The sequence below is a fragment of the Haloferax sp. KTX1 genome, assembly GCF_902410085.1.
GTDB lineage: Archaea > Halobacteriota > Halobacteria > Halobacteriales > Haloferacaceae > Haloferax > Haloferax massiliensis.
In genome coordinates this window covers 260,443-283,208 of record NZ_CABPRH010000004.1, presented here as the reverse complement: position 1 = coordinate 283,208, position 22,766 = coordinate 260,443, and the positions used below count along the sequence as shown (strand labels likewise).

The following is a 22,766-nucleotide window of genomic DNA, read 5'->3' as shown; positions in this document are numbered from 1 at the left end:
CCTCCGAGCGAGCCGCCGCTCGGCGACGACCCGACCAGTTTTATCCTCACCAGCCATTCGTCGGGACGATGTTCGACCAGCTCCCGGCCGCCGTCGCCGCCTTCGACGCCGCGTCGAGCCTCGGCGCGGTCGCCGGGCGACTGCTCCTCGGCGCGGTCGTCGGCGTCGCGGCCGCGGTCGTGATGGCCATCCCGATGTGGCGGCAGGACGAGGGCTTCACCCCGGCGTACGTCGCCGCGGCGGTCGTCCGCCGGACCTCGCCGGACGAGGTGAGCTTCGGCGACGCCAACGCCGTCCACCACGCCGCCGGGGGACTCGCCGGCGTCCTCTACGCGGTCGCCTACCTCGCGACCGACGCCGTCGCGCCGGACCTCGGGGTCGCCGGCGTCGACCTCCCGTCGCACCTCGTCGCGACCGCGGTCGTCGTGGCGTTCATCTACGTCGCGTTCGCCCGCTTCGTCCTCCCGCGCGCCGGCCGGCGCATCTACGAGGAGCGCGCGACGGCGGTCCGCGGGCAGTGGCTCCGCTCCTCGCTCGTCTTCGGCGCGACGCTGCTGGTCCTCGCGCCGGTGGTCTTCACCGGGGTCGCGTGACGCCGGCGCGGTCGGTCGGCTGGGCAGTCGGCCGCTCGGTCGAGTCGCCCCCGCCCCGGTCGAACCGCGTCGTTTTTGCCCGCGACCCGAGTGGGTCGGTACATGGCGAAACAGCCCCACCTCCTCGTCGAAGAAGGCGACGTGAACGACATCGCGCTCATCCCGGGGGACCCCGGGCGCGTCGACCGCATCGCAACGCAGTGCGACAACGTCGAGGAAGTCGCGCAGAACCGCGAGTACAAGGTCGTCAACGCCGAGTACGAGGGCGTCCCGCTCACCATCTCCTCGACCGGCATCGGCTGTCCCTCCGCCGCCATCGCCATCGAGGAACTCGCCCGCGTCGGCGTGGAGACGTTCATCCGCGTCGGCACCATCGGCGCGCTGCAGGAAGACATCGAAGTCGGCGACATGATCGTCGCCACGGGCGCGGCCAAGGAGGAGGGGACCTCGAAGCGCTACGAGTCCGAGGTCTACCCGGCCGTCCCCGACTACGACGTGCTCACCTCGCTCGTCGACTCGGCCGAGGCCAACGGCGAGGACGTCCACGTCGGCCCCATCGTCTCCGACGACGCGTTCTACAACGAGTCCGACGAGTACGTCGACGACTGGAACGCCGCCGGCCTGCTCGCCATCGAGATGGAGGCCGCGACGGTGTTCTCGCTCGCCCGCCGGAAGGGCCTCCGCGCCGGCGCTATCTGCACGGTCGACGGTAACCTCGTCGCCGGCACCCAGAAGGGTGCCGACTCGGACGAGGAACTCCCCGAGAAGGCGAAGAACAACGTCGAGCGCGCCATCTCCATCACGCTCGACGCGGTCGCCGAACTCGCGTAGACGACAGCCGTGGACGTCCGCCACCTCGCGGCCCGCGCGGTCGCACGCGCCGGGGCGCTCAGCGCCCGAATCCGCCGGATAGAGCGGCGCGAGAAGGTGGCGTTCGGTCGCTGGATAGAGAACACGAACAACCTGCTTCACCTCTCGATTCTCCTCATCATCCCCGTGCTCATCGCCGGGGTGACGCTCATCTCCAACTCGGTCAGCACGCTGTCGTTCCTGCTTTTCCCGCCGCTCGCGTCGGGGTCGTACACGCTGTTTTCGGACCCCGAGGGGCGGTACGCCTCGCCCGTGAAGTTCGTCGTCGCCCTCACGGTCGGCGCGCTCTGCGGCCTCGTCGCGGTCGGCTTCGCCGGGTGGGCCTACGGCCCGACCGGGACCGCGCTCGTCCACCCGTCGGCGGCGGCGCTCGCCATCTTCCTCGCCGGCGTCACGACGTGGGCGCTGGACGTGGAGGTCCCCTCCGCGTTTTCGACGGCGCTTTTGACGCTCGTGACCGGCGACGTGAACCCCGAGGAGTACGTGGTGAGTATCTTCTTCGCCAGCGTCGTCATCGCCATCGCCTTCACCGTCTGGCGCGAGCAGTTCTACGAGCGCCGGGCGGAGTACCTCTACGGGACCGTCCGCGGCGACGACCACGTGCTCGTCCCGATGCGCGGCGAGACGGCGACCCAGACGGCCTTCTTCGCCGCCCGACTCGCCGCCGCCCACAGCGCCGGGAAAGTCGTCCTGCTCGACGTGCTCCCGCCCGAGGCGACCGACGAGAGCGACGCGGACTCGGACGCCGACGCGGACGGCGACCTCGACGCCGACACCGACGCGTCGGTCGACCGCCTCGAATCCTGCGCTCACAAACTGCGGACCCAGTTGGGCGTGCCGGTCGAAATCGCCGTCGCGCGCGGCGACCCGCTGACGGCGACCACCGAGGCCGCGGCGAACACCAACTCCGACCTCGTGGTGACGCCCTACGAGGAGGACCGCGGCCTGCTTTCGGACTACATCCGCGGCCTGTTCGGCGGCTCGTACGACACCGTGGCGTTCCGCTCGACCGGCGAGACCTACCGCTGGCGGCGCATCCTCGTGCTCGTCTCGCGGCCGGGCGACGCCGCCCACGCGATGATAGACTTCGCGACCCGCCTCGCCGGGAAAACGGGGAGCGTGAGCGTCACGACCTGCATCGCCTCGGAGGTCGAGCGCCGCCCCGCGGAGTCGAAGCTCGCCAACCTGGTCGAGACGGCCGACGGGAACATCGAGACGCGGGTCGCCCGCGCCGACGTGACCGGCTTCATCGCCTCCAACGCCGCCACCTACGACCTCGTGGTGCTCGGCTCCAGCGGCGACCGCTCGCCCGCCTCGCGGTTCATCTCGCCGCCGACGTTCGAGCGCATCCGCGAGATAGACTGCGACGTGGCGGTGTTCGACCGCGGGCACTGAGCGGAGAGGGAGCGACGCGGAGCAGTCGAAGTCGGCGTCGGCGTCGGCGTCGGAGTCAGTTTGCGCTTGCGACCGGGGTCGCCGGTTTCGTCAGTTCCGGCCGTCCGGTCCGAATTCGTCTGCCTCGCCCGCCCCGTCAGCCTCGGTCGTCCCGTCGGCGGGCGGGTCGTCGGGTTTCTCGTCGAGCAGCCGCTCCTCGATGGTTTCGAGGCCGCTCCCGCCGACGGCGGACTCGGCGAGGAAGTGGCCGCCGAGCGCCGCCGGGCTGATGACGGTGTTGGCCCCGGCGCGGCGCAGTTTCCGCTCGTTTTCCCGCTGGGTCGCCGCCGCGACGATGTGTACGTCCGGGTTGAGCTGTCGCGCCGTCAGGATGGCCAGCGCGTCCTCGGCGTCGTTGTTGGTGGCGACGACGACAGAGCGGGCGCTGTCGACGCGGGTCCGCTGGAGCGCCTCCTCGTCGCTGGGGTCGTCCGTGACCACGTCGTAGCCGCGGTCGGTGAGGCGCTTGGCGCGGCCCTCGTCGGGCGTGACGATGACGACGCGGGCGCGGTCGCCGAGCTCTTCGAGAATCGGTTCGGTCAGTTCCCCGTAGCCGAGCACGAGGACGTGGTTCTCCAGGATGTCGAGTTGTGATTCGGTCATGCGTCCGAGTGCCTTGGTGAGTCGCGCTTCGATTGCGGGGGTGAGCAGGACACCGAGCGCCACGGCGAACGTCGCCACCGTGATGAGGAGCGCCGATATCCCGAACAGTCTGGCGATGGCGGTCTGCGGGTAGATGTCGCCGTAGCCGACCGTGCTGCCGGTGACGACGCCGAAGTAGAACGCGTCGAACAGCGTGTCGACGCCGTTGAACTGCTCTCTGAGCGCCCACGCGCCGGCGGTCGTGTACGTCTGTGCGCCCGCGATGGCGAGCAGCGCCGACAGCTGCGTCGCCGTCAGGTCGAGGTCGCGGTCGAACGCCCTGTAGTTGAAAACCAAGAGCGCGAGGCTGATAAACGAGAGGCCGACGAGCGGGGCCGCCCGCTCGGGCGACTGCACGAGCCCCTGTCCGGCCGTCACCGGCAGCAGCACCGCGGTCGAGTACCACGCGGCGCGGTAGCGGCGGCGGAGGCCGAAGACGCTCGCGAGGAGCAGAAAGCCCGTCAGCGTCCCGGTGAAGCCGGCGGTGATGCGGACCGCCTCCGGGATGTACGGGGCCAGCACGCCGCCGGTGACCGGGGAGCTGATGTTGAGGACGCCGATGGCGACCGAGAGGACGGCGGCGACGAACACCGTCCCGATGGTCGCGCGGGCACCGACCCACTCGCGTACGGAAGCCATGCTTCTCGCAGTTCTGGCGTCAGAGGGCAAAAACGGTCGGGTATCGGCTCGTTGCGGGCGCGCCGTCACGTCTTTATCTCGTCGGCGAGTGTACCGGCCCATGGCTTCACTCCCCGTCGAAGTCGTCTACGGGCTGTACTTCGGCATTCTCACGGGACTCGTGCCGGCCGCCGTCGCGTGGCTCCTCGGCTTCGGGTTCCGCTACGTCACCGGCGTCACCGTTCCGGGGCTCGCCGTCGTCGTCCTCAGCGTCGCCATCGCGGGCGCGAGCGGCGGCCTCATGGCGCTGGCCGACCCGACGATTACGCAGTCGGACAACCAGGTCAGGCTGACGGTCGCGCTGTTGGTCGTGCTGATGGGGTCGCTGTACGCGCACAACCGCGGCGACGCCTTCGCCAACGACATTCCCCGGAAGATGTCGCTGCGAAAGCTCACCGAGCGGTCGCTGTCGACCGACGTGGTCGAACTCGTCGGCGGCCGCGGGCAGGTCAGCGTCACCGTCACCGGGGAGGTCGGCGACATCGAGGGCTACCCGCCGGTCCCGCTGGACATCCGCACAAACATCCGCAACGGGGAGTGGACGTTCCCCGCCGACATCCCGCTCGTGGAACTCGAATCGCGGTTCGCCGACCGCCTGCAAAACGAGTTCGACCTCGCCGCCGTCGAGGTCAGACTCGACGAGCGGGCCCGCGCCACCGTCACCGCCGCGGCCCCGGTCGGCGGCCTCTCGAAGCGCCTCCCGGCGGGGAAACGCGCGGTGTCGGTGACGGCGCTCGTCCCCACGGGCCTCGCGCAGGGCGACGACGTGGTCGTCGTCGCCGACGGCGGGACCGTCTCGGCGACCGTCGCCGGCGTCGACTCCGTCGCCGAGGTGCCGAGCGAATCCGACGACGACGCGGACGACGCGGACGCCCCGAAGGCCGCGCCGCGCGCCCCCACGGCCGTCGGCGGCGAGGGCCGCGTCACGCTCGCGGTCGACCGGAGCAAGGTCGAACCGCTCCTCGGGAGCGACGTGGAGCGCTTCGTCGTCACCTCCCGCGGCGTCCGCCGGGAGTTCGAACTCGTCTCCCTGCTCCGCCGCGCCGGCAAGCGCTTCTCGCGGCTCTCGGTTCGGTCCGAGAGCCCGCTCGACGGCGTGACGCTCGGGAAGGCCGGCGTCCGCGACGCCTACGGCGTGGCCGTCCTCGCGGTCCGCCACGGCGGGAACTGGACGATTGCGCCGCGAGGGGACCAAGCGGTCTCCGCCGGCGACACGCTCTACGCGGTCGGGTCGAGAAGCGACCTGACCCGCTTCGAGGAGGCGGTGGCGTGATGTCGGTCGCGCTCACCGCCGCCGCCCCCGCCGCCGACCTGTTCGCGGCGGTCGGGGGGTCGGCGGCCGCCGCCGGACAGGTGTCGATTCCGCCGGCCGACGACTCGCTCGTCCCGCAGGCGCTCCGGCTCGTCGGCCTCGTCGTCGGCGCGTTCGTCGTCTCGGCGGTCGCCGCGCTGCTCTACCGCTGGTACACCCGCGAGATAATCCCGCGGGCGCTGGCGGTGCTGTTCGGCGGCGCGGTCGTCGCGCTCTACCTGAACACCATCGGCCTGTTCGGCGCGTTCACCACCGGCACCGAGACCGAGGTGTTCCAACTCGACACCGTGGTTTTCAACGTCGCGTCGCTCGTCGGCGGGGCGCTCATCGCGCCGGTCGGCCGGGTCGCCGGCGACCGACTCGCCACCGACGTGTTCGCCGTCGCGGGCGCGAAGGAACTCGACGCCGACGTGAGCCGACTCGTCCGGACCGTCGGCCGCGTCACGTCGGTGACGCTCCCCGAGGACATCGGCGACATCGAGGGCTACGACCCGGTCGCAGAGAGCGTCAAGACTCAGCTGAGCGGGAAGACGCTGCTTTTCCCCCGGCGGCTCGGCGAGGCCGAACTCCGCGACCGACTCGCCACGCGCATCAAAGACGACCACGGCGTCGGCCACGTCGACGTGGAGTTCGACGACGGGAGCGAGGTGTCGTACCTCGCGCTCGGCAGTCGGGCGGCCGGCCTCGGGCCGACGCTCGCGCCCGGCACCGTCGCGGTCGCGATTCGCGGCGACCCCGGCTCCGGCGCGGCCGCCGGCGACCCCGTGCAGGTCTGGTCGGTTCCGAAGCCGGACGCGGGAGACGAGGATGACGAGGCGGGCGGGCCGTCGGACGGAGGTTCCGCGGGCGCATCTGCCCCGTCCGAGACGAGCGAGTCCGCCGACTCGACCCAGACGCCCGCCGGCGGGCCCGAAACCGGCTCGCTGTCCGACGGCGGCACCGACGCGCCGACCGCGCCGACCCGCGTCGCCTTCGGCGAACTCCGCGGCGTCGCCGACGACGTGGCGACCGTCGCCCTCGACGAGGAGGACGCCGACCGCCTGACGAGCGGCGAAGAGTACCGGCTCGTGACGCTCCCCGCGGACCCCCACGTCGACCGCGAGTTCGCGTCGCTCCTCCGGAACGCCGACGAGACGATGGCGGTCACGACCGTCGCGGCCGGTGCCGACCTCGACGGCGCGCCGGTCTCGGACGTGGATACGACTGTCGTCGCCATCCGGTCTTCGAACCGTCCCGTGGACGCGATTCCCGGCCGGGGACGCGAACTGGCGGCCGGCGACACGCTCTACGTCGTCGGTCGGCCGGAGGTGCTCCGGAAGGTCGAACGCCGGGCGACGACCGACACGGGTCGAACGGACGGCGGCGACGACGACGGGGCCGACACCGGCGGTTCCGGCGGCGACGGCTCGCGGTCGGACGGGGCGCAATCCTCATGAGCGCCGGGCGACGAGACGGGAGTATGGAGTGGAAGCTGTTCGCCGACCTCGCGGAAGTCGCCGGCGCGCGCACCGTCCGAGTCGACGTCGCCGACGCCGACGCGACCGTCGGCGACGCGCTCGACGCCCTCGTCGGGGCGCATCCGGCGCTCGAATCGCGGGTGTTCGGCGACGACGGCGAACTGTACGACCACATCAACGTCCTCCGGAACGGCGAGGCGGCCGCGCTCGGCGAGGCGGCGGCCGCCGGCGACGAACTCGCGCTCTTCCCGCCGGTCAGCGGGGGCTAGCGCGTCGACGCGGCGAGAGACCGATTCTCACGACCGAATCCGGCACCCGCGAGCGGCGGCGCTGGCGGCACGCGGCAACGTTGGCGGGCCCGAAACGGGGCGTTCGTCGCAGGCGAAAACGGGTCGTTCTGAAGTGAGAGAAAATCGAGAGCGGGAACGCGTCGCGGTCGGACTCGAAGCGGGAGGGCGGCTTCGAGGGTCGTTACTCGCTCGGGCGCGGCAGCGCCGTAAAGAGCGTCTCGACGATGGTGAAGGGGTCGTAGGTGGACTGGTGGCACTGGCAGTAGACGCCGTCTTCGCCGCCGAACGTGGCGGAGCTGGCCGACTGCTTGTAGCCGGGGACACAGCAGAAGTGCGTACACTTGTTGAGCCACGCGATGACGCCCTGATCCGTCGAGGCGGCGAGCCACTCGTTGTCCTGTGCCGCCTCCTCGATGCGCGTCGAGCGGACCACCTGAATCGGCATCGTGTCCTCGGTGTCCTCCGAGCGCCACGTGCCGGTCGCGGGCATCCCGAGACCGGCCTGTCCGATGCCGTTGCCCCACGTCTCGTACTCGTCGAAGTCGTTGACGTTCAGGCGGTCGCCGGCGCTGTAGGTCTCGGACTGCCAGTCGTAGGCCCCGTTGTCGGAGCGGAAGTAGTTGTCCGACTCGAACGTCGGGTTCAGCCCGTCGTAGGTCTGGACGCCGCAGTACTGGAACCAGTCCTGCGAGTAGGTGACGTCCGTGCCCTTGTACTCCTCGGTGATGGCGAGTTCGACGTCCACACCGTTCTGGGTGACGGTCTGGACCTCGGGCCAGACGCCCCTGATGTAGCCCTCGTCGTCGATCTCGATCGGAATCTGCGGCATGCCGCGCGGTGCGGGTCCGCCGGTGTTCTCGATGGCGTACGCCTGCGTCGGACCGCCGCCTGAACCGGTGGACGACGTCGTCGTGTTGATGGCGGCCGCGCCTGTCGTTCCCACGCCCGCGAGCGCCGCTCCCCCGACGACGCCCTTGACGAACCGACGGCGACCCGAATCGGCGGGGTACTTGTCGCTATCGCTCATACTTCCACCTTCGACCCGGTCAGTAAAAGCGTGACGAATCAACCGTGTTAGTGCGCCCCACGAAACGGCCGCCCGCGGGGGGTTCGGCCCGCCGACCCCGCGGCCGGAGAAACTGGACGAATCATTAGAAACGTTCGTTTAGGTCTCATCTCCGGGCAAATTTTCGGCGTTACTCGTGGCCTTTTAGAATGTGGTACTCGTATTCGAGTAGGATGCGATTGCACACCAGAGACGTGCGGCAAGATGTCCGCGAGCTGGGGGCGCTGCTCGGGGACGTGCTCGAAGCGCAGACGTCGACGGCGTCGTTCGAGACAGTCGAAGAGCTTCGACAGGCGGCCATCGCCTACCGGAAAGGCGAGTCCGGGTCGCGCGAGCGGCTCTACGACGTGGTCGGCGACCTCGAACCGGAGCGCGAGAGCGTCGTCGCCCGCGCGTTCACGACCTACTTCGAACTCATCAACCTCGCCGAGGAGCGCGAGCGCGTTCGCGTCATCCGCGAGGCGTCTCAGGAGGGGACGCTCGAAGATGGCATCCTCGACACGCTCGACGCGCTGGACGACGAGGAGGTCGACGAGGAGCTTCTGGGACGGGTCCTCGAAGACGTGCTCATCGAGCCGACCTTTACGGCGCACCCGACCGAGGCCCGCCGGAAGACGGTGAAATCGAAGCTCCGCTCCATCGCCAACCGGCTGGAGACGCTCGACGAGCGCCGCCTCACCGACCTCGAACACGACCAGGAGTGGCGGCACGTCGTCGCCGAGGTGACGAGCCTCTGGCAGACCTCGCAGGTCCGCGACCGCCGCCCGGAGCCGACCGACGAGGCCCGAAACGTCCAGTGGTACCTCGAAAACACGCTGTTCGACGTGGTCGGCGAGGTGTACGAGGAGCTCGAAGAGGAGCTCCGCGCCGAGTACCCCGGCCTCGACGTGCCGAAGCTGTTCGAGTTCCGCTCGTGGGCCGGCTCCGACCGCGACGGCAACCCCTTCGTCACGCCCGAGGTGACGGAGGACACGCTCGAACGCCAGCGCAGCGTCGCCCTCGAAAAGTACAGCGACTCGCTCAAGCGTCTCTCCGGTGTGCTGAGTCAGGACGCGACGCGAATCGACCCGGGCCACGAGCTCGAACGCTCGCTGAAGGCGGACCGCGAGCTCCTCCCCGTCGTCGCCGAGGAGGCCGACGAGCGCTACCCCAACGAGCCGTACCGCCAGAAGCTCAAGCTGATGCGCGAGCGGCTCCGCCGGGTCGAGGACGTCCGCCCGAACGGCTACGCGGACGAGAGTGAGCTACTGGCCGACCTCGAAGTCATCGACACCAGCCTCCGGCGGACCGGCGCGGCGCAGGTCGCGGACGTGTACGTCGAGCCCCTGATGCGGCAGGTCGACACGTTCGGCTTCACCCTCGCCAGCCTCGACCTCCGCGACCATCAGGAGAACCACACCGAGGCCGTCCACGAGGCGCTGGCCCACGAGGGTCTCGACTACTACGGCAGCTCCGAGGAGGAACGCGTCGAACTCCTCACCGACGCGATTCTGCAGGAGGAGCCGGTCGTCGACCTCGAAGAGCCGGGCGACGTCTCCGAGACGGCCCAGCGCGTCCTCCGCCGCTTCCGCAAGCTCGGCGAGTGGCAGCGCGAGTACGGCGTCGGCGCTATCGACACCTACTGCATCTCGATGACCGAGGAGCCGTCGCACGTCCTCGAAGTGCTGTTCCTCGCCGATCAGGCGGGCGTCGTCTCCCTGCCCGACCACTGCGGCATCGACGTGGTCCCGCTGCTCGAAACCGAGTCGGCGCTCAACGGCGCGCGCCGCATCATGGGCACGCTGTTCGAAAACGAGGCCTACGGGACGGCGCTCGCCGCCCGGAACGACGTGCAGGAGATCATGCTGGGCTACTCCGACTCCAACAAGGAAAACGGCTTCCTCGCCGCCAACTGGGACCTCTACAAGAACCAGCGCCGCCTCGCCGACATCTGCGACGACTTCGACGTGACGATGCGGCTGTTCCACGGCCGCGGCGGCTCTATCTCCCGCGGCGGCGGCCCGATGAACGAGGCCATGCTCGCGCTCCCGAACGAGACCGTCACGGGGCAGATTAAGTTCACCGAGCAGGGCGAGGCCATCGCCGAGAAGTACGCCAATCCGCGCATCGCGGAGCGGAACCTCGAACAGATGCTCAACGCCCAGATTCGCGCCCGCCTGCAGGCGATTCGGACGCCCGAAGAGGAGGTGCCCGACCGCTGGGTCGACGCCATGGACACCATGGCGGCCGCCGCGCGCGAGGAGTACCGAAACCTCCTCGAATCGGACGGCTTCGTCTCCTACTTCGAGCAGGCGACGCCCATCACCGTCATCGAGGAACTCAACCTCGGCTCTCGCCCGGCCTCCCGGTCCGACGAGCGGAGCGTCGAGGACCTCCGCGCCATCCCGTGGGTGTTCTCGTGGACCCAGTCGCGGTGTATCCTCCCCGGCTGGTACTCGCTGGCCGCCGGCGTCAACGCCTTCCTCGAAGACGGCGGCGACATGGACGACCTCCGCGAGATGTACGACGAGTGGGCGTTCTTCCGGAGCACGTTCGACAACGCCGCGATGGCGCTGGCGCGCACCGACCTCGAAATCGCCACGGAGTACGCGAACCTCGCCGACGAGGAGCTCCGCGAGGAGTTCTTCACCCGCCTCACCGGGGAGTACGAGGACGCCGCGGACCTCATGCTCGACATCAGCGAGCGCAGCAGCCTCCTGAAGCGCGAGTGGCTCGAAGAGAGCCTCCGCCGCCGCAACCCCTACGTCGACCCGCTGAACCTGCTGCAGACGCACCTGCTGTCGCAGACCCACCGGACCGACGAGGAAGAACGGACCCTGCGGCTCACCGTCAAAGGCATCGCCGCCGGGATGAAGAACACCGGATAACGCGACCGCGACGCCGACGCCCTCGGCCACCCGCCGAGGTCGTCGTCACCGCGCCGCCGGGGCCGCTCAGGCCCGGCGGAGGTCGTACGGGTTCGAGCAGACCGGACAGGTCTGCCGCGCGACGCGGTACTCGCTTTTCAGCCGCTGTCTGACGCCGTCGAAGTCGGCGTCGCCCTCGTATCTCGATTCCACGTGCTGTCCGCAGTGTGGGCACACCACCACCACCGTTGCCATGTTCGACGGTACGGGCGAGTCCATCATATATGTTCACCCCGTTTGCGGCGGGGTCGCACGTCTCACTCTGTCGGGGCGTCGGTGACGACGAATACGAGACACAGGACGTCGTACTCGACGGAAATGAGCGTTTCAGCGTCGCCGCCGACGGCCGGGGACAGGTCGGCTCAGCTCAGGCGCGGTTCCACGGCGCTTCGTCGAAGTCGACGATGCGGTGGGTCGAATCGAGGCCGTCGATGGCGGCCACGTCCCCGTCGTCGAGGTCGAGGTCGAGCGCGGCGAAGTTGTCGCGGATGTGGTCGGGCGAGGCGGCCTTCGGGATGGGCGTCGCGCCCTTTTCCATCAGCCACGCGAGGGCGACCTGCGCGGGCGACGCGTCGTGTTTCTCGGCGATGTCGACGATGACCGCCTCGTCGGCGACCCGATTGCGCGCGATGGGCGAGTAGGCGACCAGTCGGTGGTTGCGGTCCGCGGCGAACTCGCGGAGTTCGGTCTGCTGCAGCATCGGGTGCATCTCGACCTGGTGGGCGAACACCGGCGCGTCGAGCGTCTCGATGGCCGATTCGAGCTGGTCGGGTCGGAAGTTGCTCAGGCCGACGTGGTCGATGACGCCCGCCTCGGCGAGTTCGTCGAGGGCCGCGAGCGTCTCGTCCTCGTCGTAGCTGTCGAGCGGCCAGTGGACGTACAGCAGGTCGATGGTATCGACGCCGAGTTTGTCGGCGGACTCGCGGGCCGTCTCCAGCACGTCGTCGTAGCCGAGGTTGTCGGTGTCGAGCTTCGTCGCCACGAACACGTCGTCGACGTCCACGTCGGACTCGGCGAGCCCCTCGCCGACGAACTCCTCGTTGTGGTACATCTGGGCCGTGTCGACGTGGCGGTAGCCGGCGTCGAGGGCGGTCTTCACGGCCTCGACGCACTCGTCGCGGTCTTCGAGCTTGTACGTCCCGAAGCCGAGTCGCGGGAACTCTGTCATACACGGACGGTTGCGACCGGACGAGTCAAATCCTGCGGTCGCGGAAGCCGTGCGTACACTTACCACCGGCCCGCCAGTGGGTGGTGGTATGCCCTCCGAGAAGGAGAAGATGCTCGCCGGCGAGTCGTACGACGCGGGCGACCCGGAACTCGTCGCGGAGCGAAAGCGCGCGCGACGGCTCACGCGCCTGTTCAACGACACCGACGAGACCCAGACCGAACGCCGCGAGGAGCTGGTTCGGGAACTGTTCGGCGAGGTCGGCGAGTCGTTCGAAATCGAGCCCACGTTTCGCTGTGACTACGGCTACAACGTCCGCGTCGGCGAGAACTTCTTCGCCAACTTCGACTGCGTCTTCCTCGACGTCTGTCCCATCACCATCGGCGACAACGCCCAGCTCGGGCCGGGCGTCCACGTCTACACCGCGACCCACCCGCTCGACGCCGCGGAGCGAATCAAGGGCCCCGAGTCGGGCGAGCCGGTGACAATCGGCGACAACGCGTGGCTCGGCGGCCGGGCGGTCGTCAACCCCGGCGTCACCATCGGCGACGACGCGGTGGTCGCATCGGGCGCGGTCGTCACGAAAGACGTGCCCGACTCTGTGGTCGTCGGCGGCAATCCGGCGCGAGTCATTAAAAGGCTGGACTGACCGGGGACGGCCCGTCAAGTCGGCGTCGTCGCCGCGTCGCCGTCGCGCGATTCTCGCGGATTCGGGAGCGTGCGGTGCTCTGGCACACGATGTTCCCTCCGAAATGGTTTTGAAGTACGCTCGCACACGGTCAGTATGCCGACGGACGAATACGACCCAGAGATGGGGCGCAAGTTCATTTTCGTAACCGGGGGTGTCATGTCCGGCCTCGGGAAGGGTATCACGGCCGCGAGCACCGGCCGACTCCTGAAGAACGCCGGGTTCGACGTCACCGCGGTCAAGATAGACCCGTACCTGAACGTCGACGCCGGGACCATGAACCCCTACGAGCACGGGGAGGTGTACGTCCTGAAAGACGGCGCGGAAGTCGACCTCGACCTCGGGAACTACGAGCGGTTCCTCGGCGTCGACATGACCGCCGACCACAACATCACGACGGGCAAGACCTACCAGCACGTCATCCAGAAGGAGCGCGACGGCGACTACCTCGGGAAGACGGTCCAGATCATCCCGCACGTCACCGAGGACATCAAACGGCGCATCCGCGAGGCGGCCGAGGGCACCGACGTGTGTCTCGTCGAGGTCGGCGGCACCGTCGGCGACATCGAGTCGATGCCGTTCCTCGAATCGCTCCGCCAGTTCGCCTCCGAGGAGGAGGAAGGCGACGTGCTCTTTACCCACGTCACGCTCGTCCCCTACTCGAAGAACGGCGAGCAGAAGACGAAGCCCACCCAGCACTCCGTCAAGGAGCTTCGGAGCATCGGCCTCCAGCCCGACATCCTCGTCGGCCGTGCCGACGACAAGCTCGAACCGGCGACGAAGACCAAAATCGCGCAGTTCTGCGACGTGCCGGACGCCGCCGTGTTCTCCAACCCCGACGTGCCGGACATCTACCACGTCCCGCTGATGGTCGAAGAGGAGGGCCTCGACGAGTACGTCATGGAGCGCCTCGGCATCGCCGACGAGGCGCTTCCCAAAGTGGAACGCGACAACCGCTGGCGCGAGCTCGTCACGGCCGACCGAACCGGCTCGGTCGACATCGCGCTCGTCGGCAAGTACGCCCTCGAAGACGCCTACATGTCCATCCACGAGGCGCTCAAGCACGCGGGCATCGAGTGCGGCGTCGACGTGAACATCCTCTGGGTCGACTCCGACGAGATGCTCGACAAGCACGAAGAGCGCCTGAAGGACGCCGACGGCGTCGTCGTCCCCGGCGGCTTCGGCTCCCGCGGAACCGGGGGCAAAATCGAGGCCATCCGCTACGCCCGAGAGAACGACGTCCCCTTCCTCGGTCTCTGTCTGGGCTTCCAGATGGCCGTCGTCGAGCAGGCCCGGAACGTCCTCGGCCACGACGAGGCCCACTCGGCCGAACTGGACCCCGACACGCCCTACCCGGTCATCGACCTCCTGCCCGAGCAGTACGAGGTCGACGAGATGGGCGGCACGATGCGCCTCGGCGCGCACGACACCGACATCGACGCCGGCACGCTCGCGGAGGCGGTGTACGGCGACACCACCTGCACGGAGCGCCACCGCCACCGCTACGAGGTGAACCCCGAACTCATCGACGAACTCGAATCCGAGGGGCTCCGCTTCTCCGGCCGCGCCGAAAACCGCATGGAGATTCTCGAACTGACCGACCACCCGTTCTTCTTCGGGACGCAGTTCCACCCCGAGTTCCGCTCCCGACCCGACCGCGCGAGCCCGCCGTTCCTCGGCTTCCTCCGCGCGGTCCTCGGCGAGCTCGACGCGCGCGAACTCGGCAACGAAGAGGTGACAGCATAATGGTACACGTAGACGAATTCATCGAAGACGCGACCGCATCGATTCGCGACCAAATCGGCGACGAACACGCCATCATCGCCCTCTCGGGCGGGGTAGACTCCTCCGTCGCCGCGACGCTCGCCTACGAGGCCGTCGGCGAGCAACTCACCCCGGTCTACGTCGACACCGGCCTGATGCGCAAAGGCGAAACCGAGCAGATTGCGGACACCTTCTCCTTCATGGAGAGCCTCCGCGTCGTCGACGCCCGCGACCGATTCTTCGACGCCCTCGAAGGCGTCGTCGACCCCGAGGAAAAGCGCAAGGTCATCGGCGAGCAGTTCATCCGCGAGTTCGAGCGCGAGGCCAAGGAGACCGACGCCCAGTACCTCGTGCAGGGGACCATCTACCCCGACCGCATCGAGTCCGAGGGCAACATCAAGTCCCACCACAACGTCGGCGGACTGCCGGACGTGGTGGACTTCGAGGGCATCGTCGAACCCGTCCGCGACCTCTACAAGGACGAGGTCCGCGAGGTCGCCCGCGCGCTCGGCCTCGAATCCATCATCGCCGAGCGGATGCCGTTCCCGGGGCCGGGCCTCGCGGTCCGCGTCCTCGGCGAAGTCACGCCCGAGAAGGTGCAGGTCGCCCGCGACGCGTGTCACGTCGTCGAAGACGAGACCGAAAAGCACGACCCGTGGCAGGCGTTCGCCGCCGTCATCGGCAAGGGCACCGGCGTCAAGGGTGACAACCGCGTCCACGGCTGGATCGTCTCCGTGCGCTCCGTGGAGTCGCGCGACGGCATGACCGCCCGCGCGCAGGAACTGCCGTGGGACACCCTCCAGCGCATCCAGTCGCGCATCACCGGGACGAACGAGAACGTCGCCCGCGTCGTCTACGACGTGACCCACAAACCGCCGGCGACCATCGAGTACGAATGACGACGGCAGTCGTCGCGGGGGCGGACCCCGACGGACTCGGAGAAGCGTTAGAAGACGAGGGCGCGACGGTCGTCCGCGTCACCGGTATCGCCTCCGCCGACTCGCTCGGCGAGGCCGGCATCGAGGACGCCGACCTGCTCGTGCTCACCGACATGGACGACGCGACGGCCATCGCGGTGGCGAAAGAGCTGAACCCAGACGTGCGCGTCGTGACCTACGCCTACGACACCCTTCCGGAGTTCGCCAAGGGACAGGCAGACCTCGCAATCGACCCGAACCTGCTCGCGGTCGACGTGGTCGCCGAAGAGCTCGTCTGAGACGGTCAGGAAACCCCGACCGTCTCGATACGCAGATATTCTTTCAATATTTTAGTTGTGCAAATATTGATACCACCACGGTCCTTCATGACGGTCGCAGATGTCGTCCTTCTCCCGACGAACGATGCTGAAGAGCCTCGGCGCGACCGGTCTCCTGCTCGCAGGCGGCGCGACCACCGCGGCGGCACGCCCCGGCGGCGTCGCCGCGGGTGACGCGCGGTTCCGAGTCGGCCACTTCTCGCCCGACGCGCCCCCCGTAGACGTGTACGTGAACGGCGACCCGTTCCCCGGCCTGCAGGGCGTCCCGTTCGGCGTCCTCTCCGACTACTTCACCGTCCCGGCGGGGACGTATCAGGTCGAGGTCACGCCCGCGGGCGACGCCTCGAGGGTCGTCATCGACACCGAGGTCACGCTCCGTCGCAACCGCGATTACACCGTCGCGGCGACGAACGTGCTCGACGACATTGCGGCCGTCGTACTCACGGACACGAACCGCCCGGCCCCGTACGGGAAAGCCAGCGTCCGCGTTGCGCACTTCTCGCCCGACGCGCCCGAAGTAGACATCGTCGTCAAAGAGGGCCCGACGCTGTTTTCGGGGCTGGCGTTCGGCGACGTCTCGGACTACGAGACGGTCACCGCCGGGACGTACGACCTGCAGGTCGTCCTCTCGTCGGACGGGACGGTCGTGCTCGACCTCCCCGGAACGGCCATCGCCGGCGGCCGGACCCTCTCGGTGTTCGCAATCGGCTTTGCCACCGGCGGGTCGCCCGGCTTCAGCGTCCTCCCCGTCGTCGACGCCGTCTCGCCCGCCCGCGACCCGCCGACCAACGCGGATGTCTGTCGCGTGAACTGAGTCGAGACCACCCGCCGAGAGAACCAAACCCGACCGACGGCGACGGGTGACTCCGGCCCGCGTTGCCATGGTCGAAACCCCCTTTTGGCGTCCCCGCCGATAGCCGGTGACATGGTTCGGGTCTCGACCGGCGCGCGCATCCACTTCGGCTTCCTCAATCTGAGCCTCGCCCGCGACCGGCTCTACGGCGGCGTCGGCGTCGCGCTCGACGAGCCGCGGGTGGTCGTCGCCGCCGAGCCCGGGGCCGACGTTCGGTGTCGGCATCCCGCAGCCCGCGAGTACGCCGAGCGCGCGGTCGAACTCCTCGGCGTCGAGGGCGTCGACGTGTCGGTCGAGCGCTCCCTGCCGCGACACGCCGGCCTCGGGAGCGGGACGCAGCTCGCGCTCGCGGTGTTGCGGGCGGTCGCGGCCGCCACCGACCGCGAGGCCGACGTGCGCCGCCTCGCCCCCGAGATGGGTCGCGGCGGCCGCTCCGGCGTCGGGGTCGCCACGTTCGAAGCCGGCGGGGCCGTCCTCGACGCGGGCCACCCGACCGCGCGCTTCACCACCGACCGCCCGGAGGACGGCTCGTGGTCGGTGCCGGCGGTCGCCGCCCGACACGAGATACCCGACCGCTGGCGGTTCCTGCTCGTCGTCCCCGACGCGGACCCCGGTCGCAACGGCGCGGCCGAGGAGTCGAGCATGCGCTCCGTCGTCGAGCGCGCGGACGCGCAGACCGGCGACCGAATCGCCGGTATCGTCACGCGCCGGCTCCTCCCGGCGCTCGCCGAGGGGTCCGCCGAGCGCTTCGGCGAGGCCGTCGAGTCCGTCGGCCGGCTCAACGGGACGTGGTACGCCGACGAGCAGGGCGGCGTCTACCGGCCGCCGGTCGGCGCGCTCGTCTCGTCGCTGTCGGAGTCGCCCGTCGTCTACGGCGCGGGCCAGTCGTCGTGGGGGCCGTGCGTCTACGGCGTGACCGACGCCGACCACGTCGACGAAGCGGTCGAAGCGGGCCGGGCGGCGCTTGCCGACGCCGATATCGACGGCACCGTCTCCGTCGCCCGCGGGCGGAACCGCGGCGCGCGCGTCGAGTGAGTCGGGCGCGATGCGACAGGCGGTCGTCGGGCGGCGGCATTCGGGTCGCGCTCCCCGAAACGCCTAACCGACGCGGCCGAGTCGGATGCGGTATGTCTCAAATCCCCTTCGGCGTCCCCCGCCTCGACAGCATCATCGGCGGCGGCGCACCCCCGGGGAACGTCGTGCTCCTCGCGGGGGAGTCCGGCGCGGGCGCTCGGGAGTTCCTCTACACGAGCGCGACGATGAACGCCCTCTCGCACACCGACGAAGAGCTGTTCGACCTCCACTACGGCTCGCTCGCGGACACCGCGACGCCGCCGCCGGAAATCCACTACGTCTCCTTTACCGCCGGCGAGGAGTACCTGCGCCGCGAGATGGGCTACACGATGGACGACGAGGTCGTCGAGTCCGCGGTCGAACACATCGAGTTCCACGACCTCTCGCCGGAGTACTTCCAGCTCAGCCCGATTCCGCGCGAGTGGTACCTCGGCCAGCCGACGAAGTTAGAGGACCTCGGACACCGACACAACCGCGACTCCGTGTTGGGCGCGCTGGGAAGCACCCTGAGCGAACACGCCGCCGGCAACCTCGTCCTCATCGACTCCCTGACCGACCTCGTGGCCAGCCAGTCCGACGAGGTGACGTGGTCGGACATCGCGATGGTCATCAAGGGGCTGGAGAAGGCCTCCTACCAGTGGGGCGGGCTCATCCTCGTGCTCGCGAGCACCGAGGCGCTCTCGAAGACCGAGCTCGGCGTCCTCAAGGGCGCGACCGGCGGGACGCTGCTTTTCGAGTGGGAGTCCGGCGGGTCGAAGCGCGCGCGGACGATGGTCGTCCAGGAGTTCCGCGGCGTACTCGCCCGACTGGAGAGCGAGAACATCGTGCAGTTCGAGACCGAGATCAACGAGAGCGGCCTCGACGTGAGCGACGTGCGGAAGATTCGCTGAGCGAACCGACTCGGCAGTCGTGCGACGGCGCGTCGGACTCGGGGATAGTTCTTAAGGCCACGCGGACAAACTGGCACGAAGATGCAAGGGGAAGACGGGGCGTCGCTCCCAGACGACCTCCGCACGTGGGTCGAGGCGCGCGCCGACGAGGAGGGCGTCGACCCGGAGACGGTGCTCGCGCGGGCGCTCGGGACCTACAGGCTCGCCGTGAGCGACGCGGGCGAATCGCTCGACGACGCGGACGCGGTCCCGGGCCGGCTCGACGGCGTCGAAGAACGCGTCGTGGAACTCGAAGGCGAACTGGACGAGAAGCTAGCCGACGTGCGGACGCGCGTCGTCCAGGTCAAACGCGAGGCCGACGAGAAAGCGCCGCGCGACCACGCGCACCCCGAGTTGGACGGCGAACTCGACCGGCTGGCCGACGACGTGCACGCGGTTCGAAACCGCGTGGCCGACCTCGACGACCGACTCGACGCCGGCTTCGAGAACTTCGAGGAGATTCTCAGCTACCTCGACGAGACGACGACGACGCTCGACGAGAACCTCCGGACGGTCGCGCGGACGCTCCTCGACCTCCGCGGGCGGGCGGCGGACCTCGAAGCCGCCGACCTCGAACGGACGGCGCTCGCCGAACTCCTCCGTTCGGCGAACGCGGCCGGCGAGAAGAAAGCGCGATGCGAGGAGTGCGACGCGACCGTCCACCTCGACCTGCTCGCCGAGCCTCGCTGTCCGTCGTGTCGGACTCCCTTCCGTGACCTGTCGTCGTCGCCCGGGTTCTTCGGGTCGGCGACGCTCCACACCGGCCGGCTCCCCGCGCTGGAGGCGGCCGACTCGTCCGGCGCGACCGACGAGATCGAAGACCTGCTCGACGAGGCCATCCCCGACGAGCGCGACCAGCCCCCCGCCGCCCGGGAGGAGGAGTCGACCCAGCGGGGTGCCGGTGCCGCGGCGGGGAGCGAACACGGCGACGACTGAGAGCCCACGAAGACGATGCCCGACGACAACGACCCCACGGACGACGCGGCGAGAGACAGCCCGTATACCTTCGGTGACCGCGGTGACCGACCCGAGCGCGACGACTCGACGGACGGCGCGTCCGACGCCGAGAACACCCCGGAAGCGGACCGCGGCGGACGCAACGGCGACGCCGATTCGGCCCCGCTTTCGGACCTCGCGGGGCGCGTGGCCGAGCGCCGCAACCGCTCGCGCGTCACCGACCAGCGCGACGATGTGACCGAACTCTTCGAGTCGGTCGAGGTCGGCGAACTCGACCGCGACGACGTGTGGACCTCGCTCGTCGAAGGCGGCGACGACGTGGAAGCTGAGGGCGTCGGCGTCGGTGCTGAGGCCACCCCGGTCGACGCCACCGAGAGCGTTTCGGACCACGTCGTCCCCAAAACCGAGTTCTGCCAGCGCTGCGAGCACTTCGGCGAGCCCCCGGAACTCGCGTGCCACCACGAGGGAACGACCATCGTCGAACTCGAAGACAGCGACCGCTTCCGGGTGCGGAACTGCCCGATGGTCGAGCGAGACGACTGACGCCGCGGAGTGACAGCTTCTTTGCCCTCGGTCCGCTACCGGCGGGTATGCAGTTCTGCGACGAGTGCGGTTCGATGATGGTGAGCCAGAACGGCGCGATGACCTGCACGAACGACGACTGCGGGGGGACCGCCGAGCGCGACGAGGAGCTCGCGGCGGAGTTCGTCTCCACCGAGGCGCAGTCGGGCGACGAACTCATCGAGACCGAAGAGGGCGCGGAGTTCGAGGGCAAGCCCACCGCGAAGGACGTTCACTGCGACGACTGCGGCCACACGAAAGCGTGGTACACCATCAAGCAGACCGGCTCTGCCGACGAACCGCCGACGCGGTTCTTTAAATGTCAGGAATGCGGGTATCGGTGGCGGGAGTACAACTGAGAGACTGACTGCTCTTCTTTCTCTACGCTCACGCACCAAGTCCCGAGAGCCGAATCACCCCTCACCCAACTCCGCGGCCGTCACCGCCCCCGGACCGTCCTCACGCTCGTCCTCCGAATCGCTCGCGAGCGCGTAGCCGTAGGGAACCAACAACAGGCTCCCGAACCAGCCGACGACGAGGCCGAGCGCGCCGAAAATCGTGCCGACGAGGCCGATTGCGGCGGCGTCGGCCGCGACGACGACCGCGACGAGCGCGACGCTCCAGCCGACGAGCGACTTCCACGACCCGCGGCGGATGCAGAAGCCGGCGAACAGGCCGAAGGCGGCCACGACGCCGATGCCGGGAACGAGGACGTAGCGCATGCCGAGCGACCCCGTGTTGGTGAGCGTCGTCGCCAGCCACATGGCGACGAGCGTGCCGGGGACGACCAGTAGGGCGGTTCTGCGGTCCAGCGGGCGGGCGCGGCGGCGACTCCGGAGCGCGCCGAGGAGGCCGAGGCCGACGACGGTGTACGCCCAGCCGATGGGGTTGAACAGGAACCCGCCGATGATGGCGAGGAAGCTCCCCAGAATCTCGCCCTCGTTCGCCGGGTGGACGAGGTAGTGCGCGTCGTCGCGCTCGTAGAGCCCCGGCATGACGAACGTACTGTTGGTGACGGTGCCGCCGTCGATGGCCTCGCGGACGTCGGCGCTGGCGTTCGCGGCGGGCGTCGAAACCGCGGCGGAAACGGTCTCCCAGTCGGTCGGGTCGAGTTCGATGGTCGCGCGGACCGGGTCGCCCGAGACGTTCAGCGAGAACCGATAGTACCGGCCGTCGTAAGCGGCGAACTCGGCGTCTTCGCTCACGTCCGAGAGGGTCATGTACGCCTCGGGTTCGATGTCGCCGTCGTACCGGCCGGTGCGGGCGGCGGTGGCGACCGGTTCGCGGAGTTGCGGCGTCCGGTTCACCGTCTCGTCGAGGTTGACCACGTCGGGGTCGTAGTGGGCGACGAGGCCGGGGGGCGAGTCGGCGGTCACCGGGTCGGCTTCGTACGTCGATTCGAGCGACGAAGTGGAGGTTGCGACGGCGAACGACTGGCTCAACGCGACGCCGACGAGGAGGAGGGCGACGACGGCGGCGAGTCGCTTTCGGGGGACCATACGCCCGGTTTCGGAGCCGAGTCAAAAATGTCGTTCGGTCGAACGGTTGCGGTCGGTGCGTCTCGCGTCCTTTCGGCGCGGGCCGGTAGCGTCGGCGGCGACCCCGTCGCTCGTCTCCGCTCTCACTCGACGCCGAGGTTCGCGAGGAGGAAGTCGGCGACGGCGGCCGCGACCTTCTCCTCTTGGCCGATGAAGAAGTGGTCGGCCGCGAACTCGACGACGGGTTGGTGGTACTCGCGGGCGCGCTCGACGACGGGTTCCCAGTCGGCGACGTCGTCGCGGGTGCCGTAGACGACCTGCACGGGGACGGGGATGCGGTCGAAGGCGTCGGCCGCGTCGAGGCCGGCGGCGAGTCGCGCGGCGGGGCCGAGCGCGGAGACGGCGTCGACGGCCGCGCCCTCGGCGGCCGCGAGAAGCGCCATCGCGCCGCCGAACGAGAAGCCGAACAGGCCCACGCGGTCGTAGCGTTCCGCGGCCCACTCGACCGCCCGGAGGGTGTCGGCGCGCTCGCCGTAGCCGTCGTCCCACGGGCCGTAATCGAAGCGGAGACAGTCGACGCCGCGGGCGGCGAGCGCGTCGCTGACGGCGACGAGACGGGCGTCGCCGCGGTGGCCTTGGTGTTGCGGATGGGGCGGACAGGCGACGACGACCGCATCGCCTTGGCCCGCCGGGTCGTCGGTGTCGTCCGCGTCGTCGCTGGCGTCCCCGCGGGCGCGGTCGAGGGTCGCCCGCACGTCGCGCCCCCCGGGGACGAGAATCGTCTCGGTCATAGA

At 69.6% G+C, this 22,766-nt stretch carries 23 protein-coding genes; 17 read left to right on the top strand and 6 right to left on the bottom strand.

The features are described from left to right. The first annotated feature begins 68 nt into the window (after window positions 1–68). The 3 genes from FY251_RS09520 (at window position 69) to FY251_RS09510 (ending at window position 2,858) form a co-directional block, all read left to right on the top strand. Window positions 69–593 carry a hypothetical protein gene (locus FY251_RS09520; RefSeq protein ID WP_148414489.1) on the top strand — a complete coding sequence of 175 codons (525 nt, stop codon included), beginning with the start codon at window positions 69–71 and terminating at the stop codon, window positions 591–593. Between the two features lie 102 nt (window positions 594–695). Then, window positions 696–1,424 (top strand): nucleoside phosphorylase, encoded by a 729-nt coding sequence (locus tag FY251_RS09515; RefSeq protein WP_148414488.1) that lies wholly within the window; start codon window positions 696–698, stop codon window positions 1,422–1,424. Window positions 1,425–1,433: 9 nt separating this feature from the next. Continuing rightward, window positions 1,434–2,858: a universal stress protein gene (locus FY251_RS09510; protein ID WP_148414487.1), complete on the top strand. Its 1,425-nt coding sequence runs from the start codon at window positions 1,434–1,436 to the stop codon at window positions 2,856–2,858. Between the two features lie 90 nt (window positions 2,859–2,948). Here the strand turns inward: FY251_RS09510 and FY251_RS09505 are convergent, their stop codons facing one another. Then, window positions 2,949–4,178 carry an NAD-binding protein gene (locus FY251_RS09505; protein ID WP_148414486.1) on the bottom strand — a complete coding sequence of 410 codons (1,230 nt, stop codon included), beginning with the start codon at window positions 4,176–4,178 and terminating at the stop codon, window positions 2,949–2,951. Between the two features lie 100 nt (window positions 4,179–4,278). Here FY251_RS09505 and FY251_RS09500 point away from each other — a divergent pair, with 100 nt between their 5' ends. The 3 genes from FY251_RS09500 to samp1 are packed head-to-tail and all read left to right on the top strand — an operon-like array spanning window position 4,279 to window position 7,255. Beyond that, a complete protein-coding gene (locus FY251_RS09500) occupies window positions 4,279–5,490 on the top strand; it encodes a potassium channel family protein (protein ID WP_148414485.1) in 1,212 nt (403 codons plus the stop codon). Then, complete coding sequence (locus FY251_RS09495) at window positions 5,490–6,965, top strand: cation:proton antiporter regulatory subunit (RefSeq protein ID WP_148414484.1); 1,476 nt, start codon at window positions 5,490–5,492, stop codon at window positions 6,963–6,965. Before FY251_RS09500 ends, FY251_RS09495 begins: the two co-directional genes overlap by 1 nt. Window positions 6,966–6,988: 23 nt before the next feature. Next, complete coding sequence (samp1, locus tag FY251_RS09490) at window positions 6,989–7,255, top strand: ubiquitin-like modifier protein SAMP1 (protein ID WP_148414483.1); 267 nt, start codon at window positions 6,989–6,991, stop codon at window positions 7,253–7,255. A 202-nt stretch (window positions 7,256–7,457) separates the two neighbouring features. Here samp1 and FY251_RS09485 read toward each other — a convergent pair whose 3' ends face one another. Continuing rightward, entirely contained in the window at window positions 7,458–8,303 is an 846-nt protein-coding gene (locus FY251_RS09485) for a ubiquinol-cytochrome c reductase iron-sulfur subunit (protein ID WP_148414482.1), read from the bottom strand. A gap of 212 nt (window positions 8,304–8,515) precedes the next feature. Between FY251_RS09485 and ppc the strand changes: the two genes are divergently transcribed. Next, the gene (gene ppc / locus FY251_RS09480; RefSeq protein WP_148414481.1) at window positions 8,516–11,209 is read left to right on the top strand and encodes a phosphoenolpyruvate carboxylase; all 2,694 of its coding nucleotides are present in this window, start codon (window positions 8,516–8,518) and stop codon (window positions 11,207–11,209) included. 66 nt (window positions 11,210–11,275) lie between these two features. Here the strand turns inward: ppc and FY251_RS22535 are convergent, their stop codons facing one another. Further along, on the bottom strand, window positions 11,276–11,443 hold the full coding sequence (locus FY251_RS22535) for a hypothetical protein (protein WP_167344099.1): 168 nt from the start codon (window positions 11,441–11,443) through the stop codon (window positions 11,276–11,278). A gap of 172 nt (window positions 11,444–11,615) precedes the next feature. Beyond that, the gene (locus FY251_RS09475) at window positions 11,616–12,416 is read right to left on the bottom strand and encodes an aldo/keto reductase (RefSeq protein WP_148414480.1); all 801 of its coding nucleotides are present in this window, start codon (window positions 12,414–12,416) and stop codon (window positions 11,616–11,618) included. 88 nt (window positions 12,417–12,504) lie between these two features. Between FY251_RS09475 and FY251_RS09470 the strand changes: the two genes are divergently transcribed. The 10 genes from FY251_RS09470 (at window position 12,505) to FY251_RS09425 (ending at window position 20,853) form a co-directional block, all read left to right on the top strand. Beyond that, window positions 12,505–13,062 carry a sugar O-acetyltransferase gene (locus FY251_RS09470; protein ID WP_148414479.1) on the top strand — a complete coding sequence of 186 codons (558 nt, stop codon included), beginning with the start codon at window positions 12,505–12,507 and terminating at the stop codon, window positions 13,060–13,062. A gap of 135 nt (window positions 13,063–13,197) precedes the next feature. Continuing rightward, entirely contained in the window at window positions 13,198–14,847 is a 1,650-nt protein-coding gene (pyrG, locus tag FY251_RS09465) for a glutamine hydrolyzing CTP synthase (RefSeq protein WP_148414478.1), read from the top strand. Beyond that, window positions 14,847–15,764 carry a glutamine-hydrolyzing GMP synthase gene (gene guaA / locus FY251_RS09460; protein WP_148414477.1) on the top strand — a complete coding sequence of 306 codons (918 nt, stop codon included), beginning with the start codon at window positions 14,847–14,849 and terminating at the stop codon, window positions 15,762–15,764. Before pyrG ends, guaA begins: the two co-directional genes overlap by 1 nt. Next, entirely contained in the window at window positions 15,761–16,081 is a 321-nt protein-coding gene (locus FY251_RS09455; protein ID WP_004969520.1) for an NAD-binding protein, read from the top strand. The genes guaA and FY251_RS09455 overlap by 4 nt, the downstream gene beginning before the upstream one ends. 124 nt (window positions 16,082–16,205) lie before the next feature. Next, window positions 16,206–16,934 carry a DUF4397 domain-containing protein gene (locus FY251_RS09450; RefSeq protein WP_148414524.1) on the top strand — a complete coding sequence of 243 codons (729 nt, stop codon included), beginning with the start codon at window positions 16,206–16,208 and terminating at the stop codon, window positions 16,932–16,934. Between the two features lie 111 nt (window positions 16,935–17,045). Further along, window positions 17,046–18,008 (top strand): beta-ribofuranosylaminobenzene 5'-phosphate synthase family protein, encoded by a 963-nt coding sequence (locus tag FY251_RS09445; RefSeq protein ID WP_148414476.1) that lies wholly within the window; start codon window positions 17,046–17,048, stop codon window positions 18,006–18,008. A 92-nt stretch (window positions 18,009–18,100) separates the two neighbouring features. Beyond that, on the top strand, window positions 18,101–18,937 hold the full coding sequence (locus FY251_RS09440) for an HTR-like protein (protein WP_148414475.1): 837 nt from the start codon (window positions 18,101–18,103) through the stop codon (window positions 18,935–18,937). Between the two features lie 81 nt (window positions 18,938–19,018). Then, on the top strand, window positions 19,019–19,912 hold the full coding sequence (locus FY251_RS09435) for a hypothetical protein (RefSeq protein WP_148414474.1): 894 nt from the start codon (window positions 19,019–19,021) through the stop codon (window positions 19,910–19,912). A 15-nt stretch (window positions 19,913–19,927) separates the two neighbouring features. After that, window positions 19,928–20,476, top strand: a complete 549-nt coding sequence (locus FY251_RS09430) for a hypothetical protein (protein ID WP_148414473.1) — start codon at window positions 19,928–19,930, stop codon at window positions 20,474–20,476. A 47-nt stretch (window positions 20,477–20,523) separates the two neighbouring features. Continuing rightward, window positions 20,524–20,853: a transcription factor S gene (locus tag FY251_RS09425; RefSeq protein ID WP_004042747.1), complete on the top strand. Its 330-nt coding sequence runs from the start codon at window positions 20,524–20,526 to the stop codon at window positions 20,851–20,853. Window positions 20,854–20,907: 54 nt separating this feature from the next. On the opposite strand, the gene FY251_RS09420 is transcribed toward FY251_RS09425, so the two are convergent. After that, the gene (locus FY251_RS09420) at window positions 20,908–21,993 is read right to left on the bottom strand and encodes a hypothetical protein (protein ID WP_148414472.1); all 1,086 of its coding nucleotides are present in this window, start codon (window positions 21,991–21,993) and stop codon (window positions 20,908–20,910) included. A gap of 122 nt (window positions 21,994–22,115) precedes the next feature. Continuing rightward, entirely contained in the window at window positions 22,116–22,763 is a 648-nt protein-coding gene (locus FY251_RS09415) for a dienelactone hydrolase family protein (RefSeq protein ID WP_148414471.1), read from the bottom strand. Between the last annotated feature and the right edge of the window lie 3 nt (window positions 22,764–22,766).

Bases quoted from the DNA above. Each gene is read 5' to 3' on its own strand.
- FY251_RS09515 (WP_148414488.1), top strand. From the start codon at position 696: ATGGCGAAACAGCCCCACCTCCTCGTCGAAGAAGGCGACGTGAACGAC.
- guaA (WP_148414477.1), top strand. From the start codon at position 14,847: ATGGTACACGTAGACGAATTCATCGAAGACGCGACCGCATCGATTCGC.
- samp1 (WP_148414483.1), top strand. From the start codon at position 6,989: ATGGAGTGGAAGCTGTTCGCCGACCTCGCGGAAGTCGCCGGCGCGCGC.
- FY251_RS09495 (WP_148414484.1), top strand. From the start codon at position 5,490: ATGTCGGTCGCGCTCACCGCCGCCGCCCCCGCCGCCGACCTGTTCGCG.
- FY251_RS09445 (WP_148414476.1), top strand. From the start codon at position 17,046: ATGGTTCGGGTCTCGACCGGCGCGCGCATCCACTTCGGCTTCCTCAAT.
- FY251_RS09505 (WP_148414486.1), bottom strand. From the start codon at position 4,178: ATGGCTTCCGTACGCGAGTGGGTCGGTGCCCGCGCGACCATCGGGACG.
- pyrG (WP_148414478.1), top strand. From the start codon at position 13,198: ATGCCGACGGACGAATACGACCCAGAGATGGGGCGCAAGTTCATTTTC.
- FY251_RS09450 (WP_148414524.1), top strand. From the start codon at position 16,206: ATGCTGAAGAGCCTCGGCGCGACCGGTCTCCTGCTCGCAGGCGGCGCG.
- FY251_RS09440 (WP_148414475.1), top strand. From the start codon at position 18,101: ATGTCTCAAATCCCCTTCGGCGTCCCCCGCCTCGACAGCATCATCGGC.
- FY251_RS09425 (WP_004042747.1), top strand. From the start codon at position 20,524: ATGCAGTTCTGCGACGAGTGCGGTTCGATGATGGTGAGCCAGAACGGC.
- FY251_RS09520 (WP_148414489.1), top strand. From the start codon at position 69: ATGTTCGACCAGCTCCCGGCCGCCGTCGCCGCCTTCGACGCCGCGTCG.
- FY251_RS09500 (WP_148414485.1), top strand. From the start codon at position 4,279: ATGGCTTCACTCCCCGTCGAAGTCGTCTACGGGCTGTACTTCGGCATT.
- FY251_RS09485 (WP_148414482.1), bottom strand. From the start codon at position 8,303: ATGAGCGATAGCGACAAGTACCCCGCCGATTCGGGTCGCCGTCGGTTC.
- FY251_RS22535 (WP_167344099.1), bottom strand. From the start codon at position 11,443: ATGGCAACGGTGGTGGTGGTGTGCCCACACTGCGGACAGCACGTGGAA.
- FY251_RS09420 (WP_148414472.1), bottom strand. From the start codon at position 21,993: ATGGTCCCCCGAAAGCGACTCGCCGCCGTCGTCGCCCTCCTCCTCGTC.
- FY251_RS09435 (WP_148414474.1), top strand. From the start codon at position 19,019: ATGCAAGGGGAAGACGGGGCGTCGCTCCCAGACGACCTCCGCACGTGG.
- FY251_RS09430 (WP_148414473.1), top strand. From the start codon at position 19,928: ATGCCCGACGACAACGACCCCACGGACGACGCGGCGAGAGACAGCCCG.
- ppc (WP_148414481.1), top strand. From the start codon at position 8,516: ATGCGATTGCACACCAGAGACGTGCGGCAAGATGTCCGCGAGCTGGGG.
- FY251_RS09415 (WP_148414471.1), bottom strand. From the start codon at position 22,763: ATGACCGAGACGATTCTCGTCCCCGGGGGGCGCGACGTGCGGGCGACC.
- FY251_RS09470 (WP_148414479.1), top strand. From the start codon at position 12,505: ATGCCCTCCGAGAAGGAGAAGATGCTCGCCGGCGAGTCGTACGACGCG.
- FY251_RS09455 (WP_004969520.1), top strand. From the start codon at position 15,761: ATGACGACGGCAGTCGTCGCGGGGGCGGACCCCGACGGACTCGGAGAA.
- FY251_RS09475 (WP_148414480.1), bottom strand. From the start codon at position 12,416: ATGACAGAGTTCCCGCGACTCGGCTTCGGGACGTACAAGCTCGAAGAC.